Origin of the sequence: Ancylobacter sp. VNQ12 (assembly GCF_049445835.1) — a bacterium.
In the GTDB taxonomy this organism is placed as follows: Bacteria; Pseudomonadota; Alphaproteobacteria; order Rhizobiales; family Xanthobacteraceae; genus Ancylobacter.
This window is the reverse complement of the sequence record NZ_JBMSDU010000029.1, coordinates 1-16365: the sequence shown is the minus strand read 5'-3', so window position 1 is coordinate 16365 and position 16365 is coordinate 1. Positions and strand designations below refer to the sequence as shown.

The following is a 16365-nucleotide window of genomic DNA, read 5'->3' as shown; positions in this document are numbered from 1 at the left end:
GATGCGCATCCCGCCGATGGCCGGCAATCTCCTCGCCGCGGCCCTCATGTCGTTTCTGCTTGCCGGGTGCCAGACGCTGGGGCCGGACAGCCTGGTCGCGAGCTCGGCGCCACCCGAACTGTCAGGCTCGGCCGCCAGCGCTATCGCTGGCGACATGGTCAGCCGGCTCGCCGAGCAGGCGGGACCGGGCACCGGCACCATCGTCCTGAAGACGGATAACTCACCCTTCGGCCACGCGCTTCAGGCGGCGCTGAAAGGCTGGGGCTATGCCGTTGCGACGGACCAGAAGCCGGATGGCAAGACGATCCCGCTCGCCTATGTCATCGACAATTTTGACGGGCAGATTCTCGCGCGCCTCTCCACCGGGTCGGTCGAGATCGGTCGCGCCTACACGGTGACCGCATCAGGGGCAGTGCCGGCGAGCCCGCTCTCCGTTATGCAGCGCGGATAGGGGAGACGGCAAATCATGCAATCCCTCAAGCTTGGTACCGGCCCGGACGAAGGAGAGCCGAGCATCCGGCGCGTGAACCGGCTCCCGATCATCATTGTGATGGCGCTGCTCGTGCTGTTTCTCGCCGTCATCATGTACGGCCTGAGCTCGCGTGGGCTGTATTTCCGAGGGGACGACGGGATTGGCGAGGCGTCGAAGTCGGGGTCGGCGTCGACCTACGCCGACCAGCTCAAGCGTGGCGTATCGGATGCCATCATTGGCGATCCGTCAGAGGCGCCGGCGTTTCAGCCGGCACCGGCACTCAAGGTCGAAGCCGTCCCGCTGACGAACCCATTCACGCCTAAACCCCCGGATGCCGTGCGCGGCACCCCTACGGAATCGGAACAGGAGTGGCTCGCCCGGCTCGATCGCGAGCAGCGAGAGCAATATCTGCGGGAGCGCTCGCGGCAGCAGATCGCCCGTCTGCAAGCGAATGACGCCGCCTACGATTCTCCGCTCGCGATTGACCTAAGCAAACTGCAGGGCGGCGGCTCGGCAGCGCCGAACGCGACCAATGGGTCCGGAGCGGTCGTCGGCTCCAGATCGGGCGCGGCCTCAGATCTTTATGCCGCGGCGCTGCAAGCGGGACTTGGAGGACAGAATTTCGATCCGAACAACCAGCGCGGCAAGGAAGAGTTTTTCAATGCCGACATCAAATCGCTCGGCTACCTGCCCAACCAAGTCGTGCCGCAAAGGTCTCTTTACGAGCTGAAACGTGGCTCTGTTATTCCGGCCACGCTGATCACCGGCATCAATTCCGATCTTCCGGGACGGATACGTCCCCGAGGTGCCACCGGTGGGATCGAGCAGAGGCTCGATTAACTAAGCAAGTCGTTCTCGATGGCGATCCTCACAGCATGTGGTAAATTTACAGCGCGAAGTTTATCCCGAGCGTTGTCGAGATGATATTGCACTGTTCGGTGTTCAACTCCCAGTATCTTGGCAATCTCCGGCATATACTTTCCAAGTGAACTCCAATTGAGGCAAACGGCTTCTTGAGGTGAGAGCTGGAGCGCCGAGTCACTCAACAGCCCGCCTGTGATCATTTCGAACCGAAGATGGACGTAGGCGATCGCGGTCGCCGCCCTATGGATGTCACGGAACATTGAGAGTTCGGCCCGAGGTCGGCTGGTCGCCAATGTCAACAAGGCAAAGCCTCCGAAGCTCGTTTCCATGGGAATCGTGACTCCAGATCGGATACCGAAACTTACCGCTTCGGAAAGGAACTGCTTCTCCGCGGGCGTTATCCTCCGAGCGGGCCAGTCTTCGGCCGACCACGCGAACAACTTCGACGCTCTCCTCGCTGCGGCCACGACGGGATCAATTCTAGAGTAAAGCTTCTGCCGATAGAGATTCTGCCACTCAAGCGGGTAATCGCTGAAACCCGTGACATCCGTTGACGAGATATACACGTACGCGAAGCTGTCGAATCCACACGCTGCCACGAAATTCTTCAGGGCCTGTCGCATGGCTCGTTCATCGCGCGCAAGATCGGCAGCGTCAATAAGGGCTTGAAACTGTCCGTCCACGTCGTTTCCTCCTAATTACTTGCGGGCACTTTTGAGCGCTCCGAGTCTCCTGTCGCGTAATCTTCCTTGTTTCGCTGATCCTCCGTCCGCCGCCAAGACGGCGACCGGATTTGGTTCCTACACGGTGATCAATTCTATTCGCTCTCCGTGCCGTTTGCGGTTTGACGCGCTTCGACAACGGCAAACGCTGTCATGTTCACGATTCCGCGCGAAGTAACCGTCGGCGTCAAAATGTGAGCTGGTCGCGCCGAACCGAGCAAAATCGGCCCGACGTGAAGACCATCGTTGAGCGCCTTGAGCACGTTGAGCGTGATATTCGCAGCGTCCAAGTTCGGGAAAACGAGAAGGTTTGCCTCGCCCATGATACGCGAGCCCGCCAGGACGCGATCGCGGAGCGTCTGCGAGAGCGCCGCATCGCCGTGCATCTCGCCGTCCGATTCCAGCTCAGGCGCTCTCACGGCGAGGCGTTCGGCTGCAAGGCGCATCTTCGCAGCGCTCGCTGAGTCCTTCGAACCGAAATTCGAGTGGGATACGAGCGCAACCTTAGGCTCGATTCCGAATCGACGGATGGCCGCCGCCGCTAAAATCGCCGTTTCGACGATCTCGTCGGCATCCGGCTCGGCGCTGACATAGGTATCGGTCAGGAAGAGGGTCCCACGCTGCGTAATAAGAAGGCTCAATGCAGCAAAGTCACGCAGGCCGGCAACCTTTCCGATCACATGGCGCACTTCACGCAAGTGATACTCATATTGCCCCTCCAGACCACAGATCATCGCATCGGCGTCGTCGCGGGCAAGCGCGACGGCCGCGATTGCTGTGGAATTGGTCCGCATGGTGGTCCGGGCGGACTTCCGTGTAGCTGGGATACGGATAAGGCTGGAAATCGATACGCTGCTCAGGCCAATCGGCATGACGAATGGCGCCGCTCTTGGCATAGACTTCTGCGTCGCGGGCAGGCGCAGCCAGGACTTTCTCCAGCACCGGCACGGCGTGCGGGGTGTAGCGGTTCTCACCGTCCTTGGAGAGAAGCTTCGCCGTCTCGGAGCGGTTCGCGCGCGTCCAGAGCTGTGCCTTGACTATGGCGTTCACGACCTTCTGCGACCATTCAGGCCGCTGTTCCAAATCGCGCTCATGCATGAAGACGACACAGCAGGCATGATTGCGCCAGACGTCACCTGTGAAGCGCAGGATCTTTCCGATGCCCTGCACCTCGGCGGCCGCATTGAAGGGGTCGGCGACGATGTAGCCAGCGACCCGTCGCGAAGCCAGCGCGGGCGGCATATCCGAGGGGGCAAGAACGACAAGATTGACCTCGTTCGCCGCTGGCGTGCCCGTGCGCTTCGAAACGGGAATGAGCCCGTCTTCCTTCAGCAGCGCCTGCAACACCACATTGTGGATCGAGTACCAGAACGGGATAGCGACCGTCTTGCCGCCAAGATCAGCGACCGAATTGATCTCCGGCGCCACGGTGAGGCCCGAGCCGGAAACGTGGTTCCAGGCCACGACCTTGGCCGGAGCCTTGCTGCCGAAGCGCGCCCAGATCGTCATCGGCGAGAGCAGATGCACGACATTGACCTGGCCCGATACGAAAGCCTCAACCACCTGCGCCCAGCTTCGCAGGAGCACGGGCTTCTCCGCCTTGATGCCCTCTGCCTCGAACAGGCCGTTGGCATGGGCGACAAGCAGCGGCGTTGCGTCGGTGATCGGCAGGTATCCAATGCGCACCGGTGCGTCCGGCTCCTGCGCGTGGGCCTCGAAGCTCTTGAGCAGCGGCAGCGCGCCGGCGGCGGTGAACAGGGCTGAGAGTTTCAGCGCGTCACGACGGGAGAGAGTGCTGCGGGCGAGGCATTCCATGCACATGGTCGAACTCCGTGATCAGTGTTGGCGAACCGCCTGGCGAAGCGTCTGGAGGATGGCGACGCGCAGCGCACCGAGCTCGGCGATGTAATCCTGCCGGGGTCTGGCCAGCGCCACGTCCCAGGCGCCGAGCTGTCGCGCCGGTGCGCCGCCCAGCAGCACCACGCGGTCGGCCAGAAGCAGGGCTTCGTCGATGTCATGGGTGACGAGCACGGCGGCAGTGCCGCAATTCGCGACGACCTTCAGCAGCAATTCCTGCATCTCTCCGCGGGTCACCTCGTCGAGTGCGCCGAACGGCTCGTCCAGCAGCAGGACATCGGGATTGCGGGCGAGGCAGCGCGCGAGGGCCGTGCGCTGCGCCATACCGCCAGAAAGTTCGACAGGGTAGAGCCGGCGCGCATGATCGAGGCCGACTTCGGCGATGGCGGCATCGACGCGAGTCAGCCGCTCCCGCCGCGATAGCTTTGGCTGGTGTTTGAAGTCGAGCCCGAAGGCGACATTGGCTTCCAGCGTCAGCCAGGGCAGAAGGCTCGGGTCCTGGAAAGCGATCGCGACCCGCGGATCGACCGCACGGAGTGGTTCGCCACGCATGGCCACCCTGCCGCGGTCGGGCGCCTGAAGTCCTCCGAGCACGCGCAGGAGGCTCGACTTGCCAACGCCGCTCGGCCCGAGGACGGCGATCACCTCGCCCTGCGACAAGACGAGATCGAAACCGCCGAGCACCGGTTCGGCGGCTCCGCCATAGCGCAGCTCGATGCCGTGGGCGACCAGCACTGGGGAGGTCGTCCTCATGCCGCGCTCGACTTTTGCGCCGCAAGAGCGACCTTCAGCTGAACGAGGCTCGGAGTGATGAGCGGAATGAATGCCGCCTCGCGCCAGCGCCGGCAGAAGTCGGCGCCGGGCGCGGCCAGATAAGCGCGACCGCCGGTGGCCTGAAGCTCCAGCTCAACGGCCTGCAAGACGATGTCGGCAAGTGCGAGACGGATATGGAATAGGGCCGCAGGCTTCTCCTGGAAAACACCAGCCCGCACTCCCTCTCTGAGCGCCCGCTCCTGTTGGGCCAAGCCTCCCGCGATTTCCGCGATGGGGTCGGCAAGCATATGGCGACCGGCACCGAGGCAATGGCGGGCTTCCTTCAGCGCGCGCCGCGCGAGACCGATGGACATACCGCATTGCAGGCCCAGGAATGCCGGCCGGACGGCCGGCAGCCAGGAATTGGCGTCGGGATGAATGATGCGGTCCGAATCTATCCTCACTCCAGAGACGGTGACGGCGGCAGTATTGCTGCCACGCAGCGCCATCAGGTCGAGGTCCGCCGAACGGACCAGGCCCGCGTCGTCATGCGCGAGCGAGGCGACGAAGGCCCCACGCCCATTCGCATGCGACACCGCTGCAGCGACATGGAAACCCTGCGGGCGCAGATTCGTGACCCAGGGCAGCTTGCCGTCGAGCCGGAATCCGTCGGCCTCCGGTAGCGCGGCCACCTGCAACTCCTCCAGCCCGGAGAGGAACTTCATGGCATTGGACAGGCCGGTGGCTCCGGCCATCGCACGCACCTATGACCGAGACGTCGACTATTACGTGCCGGCCGCTGAGGTCGCGCGCATCGAATATGAGCGTCACCTTCTCGCTGCAAGTGCGGTGTAATCATGAACATATCCATTCCGGCGCGAGCCCTCGGCGCCTACGACGTCGCGCACGACCCGCACGAGGCGCATGACGACGGATCCAAGACCGTGCTCGGTTTCTGGATCTACCTGATGAGCGACTGCCTCATCTTCGCCTGTCTGTTCGCTACCTTCGGCGTCCTCGCCGAGAACGTCGCCGGCGGCCCGAGCGGCCGCGACTTGTTCGATCTGCCCTATGTGGCCGTCGAGACGCTGCTGCTGCTGGTCAGCAGCTTCACCTTCGGCATGGCGACGCTCGCGGTCCAGGACCACCAGCGCACGCGGCAGCCGCGGCGCGCGAAGGTCGTCGGCTGGCTCGCCGTCACCTTCCTGTTCGGCGCCGCCTTCATCGGCATGGAGATCCACGAGTTCGCCCATCTCATTGCCGAAGGCGCGGGCCCGAGCCGCAGCGCCTTCCTATCCGCCTATTTCACCTTGGTCGGCACCCATGGCCTGCATGTCACGGCAGGGCTGATCTGGCTGGCGGTGATGATGCATCAGGTGCTGCATTTCGGGCTCGACGGCGTGGTACGCCGCCGCCTCGCCTGCCTCAGCCTGTTTTGGCATTTCCTCGACCTGGTGTGGATCTGCGTCTTCACCTTCGTCTATCTGCGGGGCGCGATCTGATGGCGGGACAACACGCATCTCACGCTGCTGCCCACGGCGCAGCCCGTGGCGGCGCGCACGGCACGGTGAAGACCTATGCGGTGGGCTTCCTGCTGTCGCTGGTGCTGACGGCTCTGTCCTTCAGCGCGGTGATGGGCGGTGCGCTGCCGCGCGAGCTGGTGCTGCCGGTTATCACCGTCTTGGCGGTTGTTCAGCTGCTGGTTCAACTGGTCTATTTCCTCCATCTCGGGACCGCGCCAGAGCAGCGCAACAATACGGTGATCTTCGTGCTCACCGGGCTGCTGATCGCGACGGTCATCGGCGGCTCGCTCTGGGTCATGCACAATGCCAACGTCAACATGATGCCGACCCAGATGTCGCCCGAACGCGCAAGGGCAAAGGACTGACGGGCACGCGGCGGGAACTCCTGCAGGGGAGGCTCGCCAGTCGCAAGAGGGAAGGAAATCGCCTTGCCTGCGCAAGGCCATTCTTCGGGACGTTCCGCAATGACCTATGAACGACCGCATATCGCGCACATGGCAGGCTATATTCCGGGGACCCAACCCGGAACGGACGCCGTCAAGCTCAATACCAATGAGAACCCGTTCCCACCGAGCCCGAGGGTAATGGCGGGCCTCGCGGACATCGCTGGCCGTGCGTTGCAGCGCTATCCTGATCCACTGGCTGGCGAGTTTCGTCGCGTAGCGGCTCGACGTCATGGTCTGACGCCTGAGCAGGTCATCGCGACGAATGGCGGCGACGAACTGCTGCGCCTTGTTCTGACGACCTTCGTTGATCCTGGGCGCCCGGTAGGGGTCGTCGCTCCGAGCTATGGCGTCTACTCGGTCCTCGCAGACGTCCACCAAGCTCCCCTCAGCACGGTCTCGTTGACGGACGCGTGGCATCTGCCCGACGAGGCGGCAGACCTCTGGAATGCGGACGGTGCGCAGCTCGTCATACTGACCAATCCTCATGCTCCATCCGGCAAACTAGCGCCGATAGAGGCGATCGAGCGCCTCGCATCGGCTTTGACAGGTGTGCTGCTGATCGATGAGGCCTATGTCGATTTCGTTGATCCGGCGCTGGCCCATGACGCGACGAAACTCATCGAACGCCATCCGAACCTTCTGCTGCTCCGAAGCCTGAGCAAGGGCTATTCGCTTGCCGGGCTCCGCGTCGGCTATGGGCTGGGCGATGCGGCGCTCGTAGCGCCGATGCTCGCGAAGACGAAGGATTCCTACAACGTCGACGCAATTGCTCAGACCCTGGGAAGCGCAGCGCTCGATGACATCGCCCACGCGACTGCCTCGTGGGACTTTGTAAGGGAGCAGCGCAGACTTCTCGCGCAAAGGCTAATCACGCTCGACTTTGATGTCGGCGCATCTGAAGCAAATTTCCTACTGGCGTCGGTTCCAGCAGATCCGGGGTGGCGGGACGCGAAGGATCTCCACGCTAAGCTTGAGAGCCGAGGGATCTATGTACGCTGGTTCGACGAGGATCGGTTGCGCGACCGACTGCGTATCTCGATTGGAACGCAGGAGGAGAACTGGACACTTGTCCGGGCAATCGAGGAATTGCGAGGCTGAGAATCCGAGTCGACGAGATCTGGTTGCCCGTGGCCAGCGTTACGTCGTGAAGCCATAAAGGAGCCTACGAGCAGCTCCCCGTCTAATCCGGCGCGAGTTATGCCTGCACCCTGGCTACTCCAACGCTAGGTGGGCATTGAGATTCGAGCCCTAAGGCCGCCGCCCTGCCGATTGTGTAAGGTCAGGCTGCCGCTATGGGCTTCGACGGCCGAGCGCGCGATGGCCAAGCCCAATCCGATCCCGCCAGTTTCTCGCCCTCTTGATCCTTCGATCCGATAGAAGGGCTGAAATACTCGCTCGAGTTCAGCGAAATCAATACCTGGGCCGTCATCGTCGATCAGAATCTCGACGGACGAGGTGGCGATTGCGATGCTGGCGCGGACGGATCCACCATATTTGACGCCGTTTTCGATGAGATTGGTCAGTGCACGCTTGATGATATCGGGATGGCACTCGTAGATAACTGGAGGGCTTGGGGCCATCTCAACTGGAAGGCCATTATCTGACAGGTCGGCCACGACGCTTGCCAGTAGCGCTGTGAGATCGGTCCGACGCCTCGGACCTGGTTGCGCTTCATCTTTCGCAAACTGCATGGTGGCCGAAATCATCATGTTCATTTCCGCGATGGTCGCGAGCATTTTATCGCGGTCTTCATCATCGGAATGGTTTTCGGCCCTTAGCCGCAAAGTAGTAAGCGGAGTTCGCAGATCGTGCGATATTGCGGCCAGGAGTCGCGTCCTGTTTTCGATTAGCTCGCGCAGCTTGGATTGCATGCTGTTGAAGGCCTGTGCAGCCTGCCGAGTCTCATGAGTTCCATTGACCGGCATCGGCGGCGCGCTGAGATCTTTCTCAAACCGGTCCGCGGCCGTAGCCAACTCATCCAAGGGGCGGACAACCGAGCGTACGAGCCAGGCAGACAGGCCGAGAATGACGAAGCTCATGATCGCCATGGCGACCAGAAGCTGTCGGGAGGTCGAGCTTGTCTCGCTAGGAAATTGCGCAACGAAAGAGAGCCAGTCACCGTCCTTCAGCGGCATCGAAACCTGCAACGCATCAACGCTCCGCCCAAGGCCCATGTGCGATGCACCGTGGCGGTGGGATCGCGCTGCATCCTCCGGGTGTGGGTCGCTGGCCACGTTCTCGGTCGCGAGCGTCGCGACACGGGGCTGGGGGAGGTGCTGTCCTGCCGAAGTTAGTTGCGCGGCGAGATAGTCACGCACGGACAAGGCGACCGAGCTGTTGCTATCGTCTGTAACGATTGGCACATCCGAGATCGACGCTGTGAACGACGGATCGTTCGAAGCTGCGATGATCCTTTGCTGCCAATCAGATGGCGCTTCGTCAACGAGGCGGGCGAGATTGGCGATGCGCTGCGCAATTGCATAGCCACCCGCGGCTTTCCTAGCTTCCTCGCGGTGACCGTAATAGATGAAGAAACTCACTAGGTGTGAAAGCATCAGGCCGCCGAGCAGAACTATCATCGTACGGCCAAAGATACTGTCAGGCAGGAGCGTTTTCATCTGCGCGTCACATCAACGGCGAACATGTAGCCTCCACCCCATACTGTCTTAATGATTCTGGGGTCGGCGGGGTTCACCTCGAGTTTCTTGCGCAAGCGGCTGACTTGCGTATCGATGCTGCGATCGAACAGGCTAGCTTGCCTCCCCCGCGCCAGGTCGAGGAGCTGATCGCGATTGAGGACGCGCTTGGGATGCTCGGCAAACGCCATGAGCAGGTCGTATTCGCCCGTGCTGAGCGCGAGCGAGACCCCGTCTTCGTCAATGAGCTCGCGCGCGTCAACATCGAGTTTCCAGCGGTCGAAGCTGTATATGCGTGGCTGCGGTTCAGCTTGTTGCCGGCCGCCAGCGTTCCGCCGGCGCAACACGGCGCGAATGCGAGCGACTAGTTCACGACTCCCAAACGGTTTGCCAAGATAGTCGTCAGCTCCAAGCTCAAGCCCGATCACCTTATCGACCTCTTCGCTTTTGGCCGTCAGCATTATGATCGGAATGTCGGAGCGACCCCGCAGTTCACGGCACAAACTTAGACCATCATCGCCGGGCAGCATCAGGTCGAGTACGATCAGATCAATGTCGCTGTCGACGAGCTCTCGCCGCATGTCCCTCCCATTCGCAACAGTACTCACCCGGAACCCGTCTTTGAGCAGGGCCCGGGAAACCAAGTCTCGGATATCGGAGTGATCATCAACAACCAGGATATGCGGGCCAGATGGCAGTTCGCTATTCTGCTTTTTACTATGCTCGTCCATTATGGTCCTTCACCGCGCCCTCATCCTAAGGGACTTCAGCGAGTACATGTCCCGCAGGAACACCCTACTAAATCCCGATGAAGGGACTTGGTCCAGCGGGCAGTCCCGGCAGTAGGTAACGCGCTTTCGCTTGTTGCTCCGTTGTGAGTTTAGACAGCAGAGACTGCGCCGCATTGGCGATTGTTGTGAATTGTCTCTGCGCCTCGTCATTCACGGTAATGGCGTTGTAGTATTGAGCGTCGTGCGAATAGGACCAGGGGAACGGTAAGCTGGCCCGGACACGCTCCACTGCCATGACGCCGTCCTGCAACGTCTTCTCATAGGCCTGCCAGTCGGATGCCTGGGGCTCGGAAATGTCCAGCGCTGCTTTTAATTTTGCCAATTCGGCGGCATTCGCGAAGGGCGGTTGATACGGGTTGCCCGTCAAACCACCGATTCCCCGCTCGATGCCCTCCATCCACCGACAGAACCTGTGACCGAAGCCGCAGCCATAGTCGTAGCCTGCACCGAACATTTGATGCATGGCATAGGGCGACGCGGCAAAATTGGGACCGAATACCGGACTTTCGGCATGTCCGAACGACCACAGCCCCATCAGGAACGCGGCGGCAATTGCGCCATAGATGTAAAGCCGATGTTTGTTCACGTTTATCTCCTTCATTTTGCTCTCGGAGCGTTTCGAATGAAGGAGATTGAACGATCACCATATCGCCCAAGTTTTACAGGCGAGGGCTAGGTTGTGACAAAGTGTGACGAGCGATGGCAAACGATTGCTTCAGGCCGTTTCCGGTCAGGACGAAAGCCTGGCGGCACGATTGACGGTGCTGCTCTTGATCTCGATGTAGTCACTGCCGATATGGCTACGACATCGTTCACCGAACGCTAGGACAGATCTGCGGTAAGTGACAGTTTCGCGCCTGACTCTCGCAATGAAGTAGAATGCAGGTCTTGCGGCTGTCGCCAAAATCCGCGTCGTATCGGAAGCAGCCGCTCCACTGGTGAATTCGCGACCTAGGAGGGCATCGGCCGCTCCTCTCGGAAGAGGCTGAACGCAAGCAGCCCAACCAGCGTTTCAACGGCTGCGAAGACGATGAGGGCTGTCGTGAAGCCGAGGGGGAGCAATGCACCAAATGCAAGGCTGCCGAAGCCGAAGCCTACGAAGAGGGTAAAGACGTTCAGCCCCATTGCCTGGCCGGCCCGCTTTCCTCCCAGTGAGGTGACGATCCCTCCGAACAAAGGCTGCGTCATGTCGTAGCCGAGAGAAAGCAGCAGGGCCACAACCGGGATGGCCGCCGTCGGCAGTTGCAGCGTCAGAAGCGCGGCGGCTCCGGCACCGATGAGAAGCCCAGCGGGAATGAGCCGTGCCCGGCCCCAGCGGTCGGCGGCGGCACCGATAACCGGGCCGAGCAGGAATCCCGGAACGCCATAGCCGAGCAGAGCCAGGCCAATGCCGGTCGGGCCCAGATGGTGCTCGCGCTCGAGATAGAGCCCAAGCCAAGTGAACACGCCGGAGTGGAACATCGAATTGATAAGGACATATGCATAGGTGCCACCGCGCTTGCGGGCCGGGTCTGGTGCGGCTTCGCCTGTCCCCAGACGGTCTGGACCGATCTCTTTTTCGGCATAGACCGACTCTGCGAACGGCTCTTTGGCAAGACAAGCTTGCCCGGCTTGGCTCGATCCAGTGGCCCTGCAACGATGCCGCGCCCGAGGGAACTCCGACCATGCATGTGGGCGGCATTGTCCGTGGCAGGGGCAAGTTCATGCTGACCGAATTCGCGGCAACCGATGAACGGACCACTGCACGCTACCCGCTCGTCCTGACGACGGGACGGATCCTCTCGCAGTACAATGTCGGCGCCCAAACCCGCCGCACGGACAACAACGCCTGGCATCCGACCGACGTGCTGGAAATCCATCCGTTCGACGCAGAGAACCGCGGCCTGCGCGATGGCGAACTCGTGGCGGTGAAGAGCCGGGTCGGCGAAGTCTCGCTGCCCGCCAAGATCACCGAACGCATGCAGCCGGGCGTCGTCTATACAACCTTCCACCACCCGGTTACTGGGGCGAACGTCATTACGACGGACTTCTCTGATTGGGCGACCAATTGTCCTGAGTACAAGGTCACCGCGGTCGAGGTCCGGCGCAGCAATGGTCCGACTCGGTGGCAGGAGAAGTTCGCGGAGGAGGAAGTTTCTCTCACGCGGATTCGAGAAAGCGAGCCGGCGTGATGGCACAACACGAGGAGAAACTTGTGCGGATGGCGAACCAGATTGCGGACTTCTTCGCGCCGTACCCTCATGCTCATCAGGTGGAGGAGGTGCGCACTCATCTCCGCCGCTTCTGGTCGCCTGTAATGAAGCGAGATCTCACCACCTACATCGGGAAGGGTGGAGCGGGATTGCGCAGCGTTGTCATCGAGGCCGCCACCGAGAGCGAAGTGCGCTGAAGGTGATAGATGATCGGGCGTCCCAGCCCGGCCTCATCCCGCACCAATGTTGGTGAGATAATCGTCATGCCTGCTTAGGCGTGACGGTTCAAAACGGGTGCACCGTCAAATTGACGGTGCGCGCTGCCGCGGGCCGCCTCCATCGCTTTGCGAGCAAGACGCAGGCAGCTCGTACCCAACACGCATGCGCGCACATGCATCTGGCCAAGTCTCAGCGCCCCTGAAGGTTGGCGAACATGGCCGCGCCCAGGTGACCAGGACGGGTCTACGTCTGGCACCAGAATCGAATGGGATTTCGTGCAGGCCTTTCGGCGTGCCGGCACCTGGCAACCGCTTGTACTGGAACTGGTGTCAGCCTGCGAGCCGTTCGGGCTCCACCTTCAAATGCACGGCCTCGCGCCGGTTGAGCTCGCGCAGCACGGCCGACAGGTTTCCAAGGCGCGGGTTGCCTCGCGGTCCGAACATGCGCATCAGGTTCTTCGGGTCGATCGAGACGGCCTCGCCGAGCTGATCGAAGCCGACCGTGGCGTTGATGTAGTCGCGGATCAGCGCCTTCCCAGTGTCGGCCTCGCCGGCGGCGAAAGCCTCCACCGCCTCGCCGAGCAACGCCGCCCGAAACTCCGGATCGCGTGCGGCTCGGGCTTTCACCGTCTCCTTGAAACTGCGCGACAAGGTCATCACCCTCACTCCTTTGCCTTCTTGCGGCGCTTGTAGTCGGCCCAGCGATCGAGAGCCTGGGCAATATCGCCCTGCTGCCGGGTCTTGGTTCCGCCGCCGAGCAGGATGATCAGCTTCGTCCCATCGAACGCGAGATAGATCCGGATCCCCGGGCCCCAGTCGATTCGCCACTCGGAAACGCCCTGCCCGACCGATTTCAGACTGGAGCGTGCGCCAGTGCTGAGCCGAACCACCGCCGTCGTCACCTTGGCGGCGTGCGGTGCCGGAAGCTCGTCGAACCATGCCTCGAACGGGCGGCCGCCGCTCTCGTCCTCATAGACTTCGACTTCCACACTCATATGGTATCGTATATGACACTTATAGGCCACGCGCAAGGAGCAGCTACTTGGCGCCGCCTATCCCAGATAGGTCGATGCGAATGCCGGCCTTGTTGGGGTCCGCCGGGGCGGCAGCGGTCGGATCGGGATTCGGATTGCCTTCCGCTGGCTTGTCGTCGGCCTTTGGTGCGGCAAGCTTAACCTCGCCAGGATCCGACTCACCGAAAATGTACTTCCCCTCGAAGTATCCGCTCTTCCATGCGTCGATCGCATCGTCGAAAGCTTCGTCGGTTGGCGTGCCGTACCATTTGGTGACGATACGATATACCTTGGCGAACAGCACCGTGCCCATGCTGATGTTAGCACAGGCCTCGAACAAACCCGGCTTGAGCTCGGCGACGTCAGTTACACCGAGCCCGGCGGGATACTGGGTGATACCGGCACGCACGGCCGCCTTGCCGACATATTGGCGCGCGAGTGCCATGGCCTCTTTGGGCGTCTTGGCCGGCGCAACCAGGACGACGCGATCGCCGGAGCGAACCGTCATCGAGAGCGGGTCGCTCGAACCGGCAGCGGCGATGAAACGCTCGACGATTGCCGGCTTGAGGCTTGGGTCCGCACATTTTTGTATCAGGGCCGCATCGATCATTCTCGCCTCCGCGTCATATGTTGAAAGCCGTCACGAGAGGCAGGCCGAACAGGCGTGCCCACGCTTGGCTGCTCGAGCGCTGAATCGCGATGATGTTGGTGCCGGCGGTCCACCAGCCGTTGCCGGCGGTGATGATCGCTTTGGGCCCATGCAGCATGGACTGGACAAAGGGCCAGACGATAAGCTGCTCGTAGCAGATCAGCGCTGCGACAGGCCGGCCCTCAACCTCCACCACTGGATTGTTGAAGAACCCAGCGTGTGCGCCCGCGCCCTCGCCCATCCAGCTTCGCCAGGGCTGCCACATCGATACCGGCACCGGCATGCGTTCCCGATAAAGCACACCAGCGGCGCTATCGCTGACCTCGACGAGCACGTTCTCGTAGCCGTCCGGACGGACGACAGCGGCGCCGGCGATCATTGTGATGCCGCGCTGCCCGACGGCTTCGACCCAAAAGCGCTCGAGCGTCGGCGTCCAAAGGCCGAGCGCGCTCTCCGGCAGGAGAATGACGCGCGCGCCGGACGCCGCCGCCTTCTCGACCTTCGCCATGAGCACGCGTTGCGCGTCGAGCTCGGGCGCGCGACCAAGGCGCGCGCCGGCGGCCAGATCGACGGCCACCCATCCCGGCGGCACTGGGGGCGCCGTCCAGTTCGCGGCGGACCAAATCCAGCAGCTGGCCAGGGCGAGCGCGGTGACTGACCACCAACGCGACGTCATCGCCAGCAGGCTGAGCGCTGCCAGGGCGATATGCGTGGTCGGGACGAGGTCGATCCCGCGCTCGGCATAGGATCGGCCATCGACCCGAACGTCGAGGCCGGCGAGCGCCAGATGATGGTTCTGGAGATCAATCCAGCGCGCCCGTTGTGACAGGAACTCCTGCTTGTCGCCGGACCAGAGCGCGTAGCGGATCTTGCCAGCCTTAGTGCGCACCGGCTGCCCATCCTCGTCGTGAACGGCGACCTTCTTCCCGCCGAAGCCGTCCTCGGCCAGAGGCCGGAGTGTGGTCATCAGGTGGACATGCGGATTGCCGGGCTCGTCGTGGTAGACCCAGTCTGCCACCTGACCGTGCGCAAGAATCTCCTGGTCGACGAACTGCCGCATCAGGGCGATGTTCTGTTCGGGCGTGAGCTCGACCGGCAGCGCGATGATCGCCTCCCGGGCAAACTGGGCATCGGCGCGCTTCTCGAAGGCCTCGACCGTGTTCCAGAAGGCCTCCGCCGCGCCCGACGCCGAGCGGTCGGCGATCAGCGCGCGTGCCCAGGCCGGCGCGTCCGGCGGCAGCAGGAACTCGTCATGGATCAGGCCGCGCTTGTTCGAATAGTCGACGGTGCGTCCCTCCGCCTCGTGCTCCATGCGGGCACAGTGACGGTACGCAGCCGACAGAACTGCGCTGCGGCCATCGCCGCGGCCGATGATCTGGACGGTGAAATGCGTGATGGCCACGGCTGGAGCGATCCCGACTGTGAACGAACATGGCGTTCGTCGGGATCGGCCCCGCCCACCGGGGCGGGAAGCAGCACGTCGCGCCAGCGACGTATACGCCCGCCACGAGATGTGTTCGATCGTGTCCATGGCTGCCTGCCGTCTTTTGATCACCTCGATCGCGGTATGCGTGGTCGAGAACACGAAGCCAGGCGCTTCGAGGTTTGCCGCGGTGATCTCGGCGGACAGCGGCTTCGAATGGTCGAGCACGTGATGGGCCCCAAGTTCGCGGACCCAGTCACGCGTCTCGGGTCGGGAGGCTGTCGCTATCACCGTGATGTCGGTCAGCTGCCGTGCGAGCTGCACGGCGATGGAGCCGACGCCGCCCGCGCCGCCGATGATCAGGATGCTGGATGAGCCCGGCACCGGCCGTCCGACGTTGAGCCGGTCGAACAGCCCCTCCCAGGCAGTGATCGCCGTTAACGGCAGGGCGGCTGCCTCCGACCAGTCGAGCGACCGGGGCTTGTGGCCGACGAAGGGGACCGAAGAGGGCGGAATCAGCGCGGAATCCATGGCGGAAGCCTATCGGCCGTGTGCGCTTATGTCCATCAACATGCGAGAGAACCGCACGGCCTGTCGGCGAATAATAACGACCGATAATGTTGCATTATCGTTCGTTCTGCTCTTTATATAGAGACATGCACGAAACGAGCCCTCAGAATGTCAGCAGACCGGAATTCGTGAGACTCGGCCGCCGTCGAGCCGTTTTTTAAAGCGGTTTTCGTGAGACAGCCTGCCAGATCCAGAGCTGGGCGCGTTGCTAACAGACTGAAATCGTTGGTCTCCAG

Annotated in this window: 19 protein-coding genes and 4 pseudogenes; 9 read left to right on the top strand and 14 right to left on the bottom strand. The window is 62.3% G+C overall.

Going from position 1 to position 16365, the window contains the following annotated elements; all coding sequences use genetic code 11:
- The first annotated feature begins 1 nt into the window (after position 1).
- Entirely contained in the window at positions 2 to 451 is a 450-nt protein-coding gene (gene trbH, locus ACO2RV_RS23085) for a conjugal transfer protein TrbH (RefSeq protein WP_423296580.1), read from the top strand.
- A gap of 15 nt (positions 452 to 466) precedes the next feature.
- Positions 467 to 1312 (top strand): hypothetical protein, encoded by an 846-nt coding sequence (locus tag ACO2RV_RS23080; RefSeq protein ID WP_423296579.1) that lies wholly within the window; start codon positions 467 to 469, stop codon positions 1310 to 1312.
- Here the strand turns inward: ACO2RV_RS23080 and ACO2RV_RS23075 are convergent.
- The 5 genes and pseudogenes from ACO2RV_RS23075 to ACO2RV_RS23055 form a co-directional block, all read right to left on the bottom strand.
- Positions 1309 to 2019 carry an autoinducer binding domain-containing protein gene (locus ACO2RV_RS23075; protein ID WP_423296578.1) on the bottom strand — a complete coding sequence of 237 codons (711 nt, stop codon included), beginning with the start codon at positions 2017 to 2019 and terminating at the stop codon, positions 1309 to 1311. The two genes, ACO2RV_RS23080 and ACO2RV_RS23075, sit on opposite strands and share 4 nt — an antisense overlap.
- A gap of 134 nt (positions 2020 to 2153) precedes the next feature.
- Positions 2154 to 2876: pseudogene (locus ACO2RV_RS23070) on the bottom strand (phosphate acyltransferase); the annotation flags it as partial.
- Complete coding sequence (locus ACO2RV_RS23065) at positions 2764 to 3879, bottom strand: ABC transporter substrate-binding protein (protein ID WP_423296577.1); 1116 nt, start codon at positions 3877 to 3879, stop codon at positions 2764 to 2766. The gene ACO2RV_RS23065 and the pseudogene ACO2RV_RS23070, both read right to left, overlap by 113 nt.
- Positions 3880 to 3894: 15 nt before the next feature.
- Positions 3895 to 4650, bottom strand: coding sequence for an ABC transporter ATP-binding protein (locus tag ACO2RV_RS23060; RefSeq protein ID WP_423296576.1), 756 nt, complete (start codon positions 4648 to 4650; stop codon positions 3895 to 3897).
- A gap of 14 nt (positions 4651 to 4664) precedes the next feature.
- On the bottom strand, positions 4665 to 5393 hold the full coding sequence (locus ACO2RV_RS23055) for a hypothetical protein (RefSeq protein WP_423296575.1): 729 nt from the start codon (positions 5391 to 5393) through the stop codon (positions 4665 to 4667).
- Between ACO2RV_RS23055 and ACO2RV_RS23050 the strand changes: the two genes are divergently transcribed.
- From ACO2RV_RS23050 to hisC, 4 genes are all read left to right on the top strand, one after another.
- Positions 5392 to 5523: a hypothetical protein gene (locus tag ACO2RV_RS23050; protein ID WP_423296574.1), complete on the top strand. Its 132-nt coding sequence runs from the start codon at positions 5392 to 5394 to the stop codon at positions 5521 to 5523. The two genes, ACO2RV_RS23055 and ACO2RV_RS23050, sit on opposite strands and share 2 nt — an antisense overlap.
- 2 nt (positions 5524 to 5525) lie before the next feature.
- Entirely contained in the window at positions 5526 to 6170 is a 645-nt protein-coding gene (gene cyoC, locus ACO2RV_RS23045; RefSeq protein ID WP_423296573.1) for a cytochrome o ubiquinol oxidase subunit III, read from the top strand.
- Positions 6170 to 6556 carry a cytochrome o ubiquinol oxidase subunit IV gene (gene cyoD, locus ACO2RV_RS23040; RefSeq protein WP_423296571.1) on the top strand — a complete coding sequence of 129 codons (387 nt, stop codon included), beginning with the start codon at positions 6170 to 6172 and terminating at the stop codon, positions 6554 to 6556. Before cyoC ends, cyoD begins: the two co-directional genes overlap by 1 nt.
- 99 nt (positions 6557 to 6655) lie before the next feature.
- A complete protein-coding gene (hisC, locus tag ACO2RV_RS23035) occupies positions 6656 to 7735 on the top strand; it encodes a histidinol-phosphate transaminase (protein WP_423296570.1) in 1080 nt (359 codons plus the stop codon).
- A 125-nt stretch (positions 7736 to 7860) separates the two neighbouring features.
- Here hisC and ACO2RV_RS23030 read toward each other — a convergent pair whose 3' ends face one another.
- The 4 genes from ACO2RV_RS23030 to ACO2RV_RS23015 all read right to left on the bottom strand — a co-directional run bounded on the left by ACO2RV_RS23030 (position 7861) and on the right by ACO2RV_RS23015 (position 11534).
- Positions 7861 to 9255: an ATP-binding protein gene (locus ACO2RV_RS23030; protein ID WP_423296568.1), complete on the bottom strand. Its 1395-nt coding sequence runs from the start codon at positions 9253 to 9255 to the stop codon at positions 7861 to 7863.
- Positions 9252 to 10004, bottom strand: a complete 753-nt coding sequence (locus ACO2RV_RS23025) for a response regulator (protein ID WP_423296567.1) — start codon at positions 10002 to 10004, stop codon at positions 9252 to 9254. The genes ACO2RV_RS23030 and ACO2RV_RS23025 overlap by 4 nt, the downstream gene beginning before the upstream one ends.
- Before the next feature lie 67 nt (positions 10005 to 10071).
- Positions 10072 to 10650 (bottom strand): hypothetical protein, encoded by a 579-nt coding sequence (locus ACO2RV_RS23020; RefSeq protein ID WP_423296566.1) that lies wholly within the window; start codon positions 10648 to 10650, stop codon positions 10072 to 10074.
- A gap of 365 nt (positions 10651 to 11015) precedes the next feature.
- Positions 11016 to 11534: an MFS transporter gene (locus tag ACO2RV_RS23015; RefSeq protein ID WP_423296588.1), complete on the bottom strand. Its 519-nt coding sequence runs from the start codon at positions 11532 to 11534 to the stop codon at positions 11016 to 11018.
- A gap of 24 nt (positions 11535 to 11558) precedes the next feature.
- Here ACO2RV_RS23015 and ACO2RV_RS23010 point away from each other — a divergent pair.
- The 3 genes and pseudogenes from ACO2RV_RS23010 to ACO2RV_RS23000 form a co-directional block, all read left to right on the top strand.
- Positions 11559 to 11645, top strand: a pseudogene (locus ACO2RV_RS23010) (4Fe-4S binding protein); the annotation flags it as partial.
- A 17-nt stretch (positions 11646 to 11662) separates the two neighbouring features.
- Positions 11663 to 12235: pseudogene (locus ACO2RV_RS23005) on the top strand (molybdopterin oxidoreductase family protein); the annotation flags it as partial.
- 29 nt (positions 12236 to 12264) lie between these two features.
- A complete protein-coding gene (locus tag ACO2RV_RS23000) occupies positions 12265 to 12453 on the top strand; it encodes a formate dehydrogenase subunit delta (protein ID WP_423296565.1) in 189 nt (62 codons plus the stop codon).
- A gap of 351 nt (positions 12454 to 12804) precedes the next feature.
- Here ACO2RV_RS23000 and ACO2RV_RS22995 read toward each other — a convergent pair whose 3' ends face one another.
- The 5 genes and pseudogenes from ACO2RV_RS22995 to ACO2RV_RS22975 form a co-directional block, all read right to left on the bottom strand.
- A complete protein-coding gene (locus ACO2RV_RS22995) occupies positions 12805 to 13131 on the bottom strand; it encodes a DNA-binding protein (protein ID WP_423296564.1) in 327 nt (108 codons plus the stop codon).
- Between the two features lie 5 nt (positions 13132 to 13136).
- Positions 13137 to 13469: a type II toxin-antitoxin system RelE/ParE family toxin gene (locus ACO2RV_RS22990; protein WP_423296563.1), complete on the bottom strand. Its 333-nt coding sequence runs from the start codon at positions 13467 to 13469 to the stop codon at positions 13137 to 13139.
- A 43-nt stretch (positions 13470 to 13512) separates the two neighbouring features.
- On the bottom strand, positions 13513 to 14097 hold the full coding sequence (locus ACO2RV_RS22985) for a TraH family protein (protein ID WP_423296562.1): 585 nt from the start codon (positions 14095 to 14097) through the stop codon (positions 13513 to 13515).
- 13 nt (positions 14098 to 14110) lie between these two features.
- Positions 14111 to 15538, bottom strand: coding sequence for a carbon-nitrogen hydrolase family protein (locus ACO2RV_RS22980; protein ID WP_423296587.1), 1428 nt, complete (start codon positions 15536 to 15538; stop codon positions 14111 to 14113).
- A gap of 216 nt (positions 15539 to 15754) precedes the next feature.
- A pseudogene (locus tag ACO2RV_RS22975) lies at positions 15755 to 16090 on the bottom strand (zinc-binding dehydrogenase); the annotation flags it as partial.
- Positions 16091 to 16365: the final 275 nt, after the last annotated feature.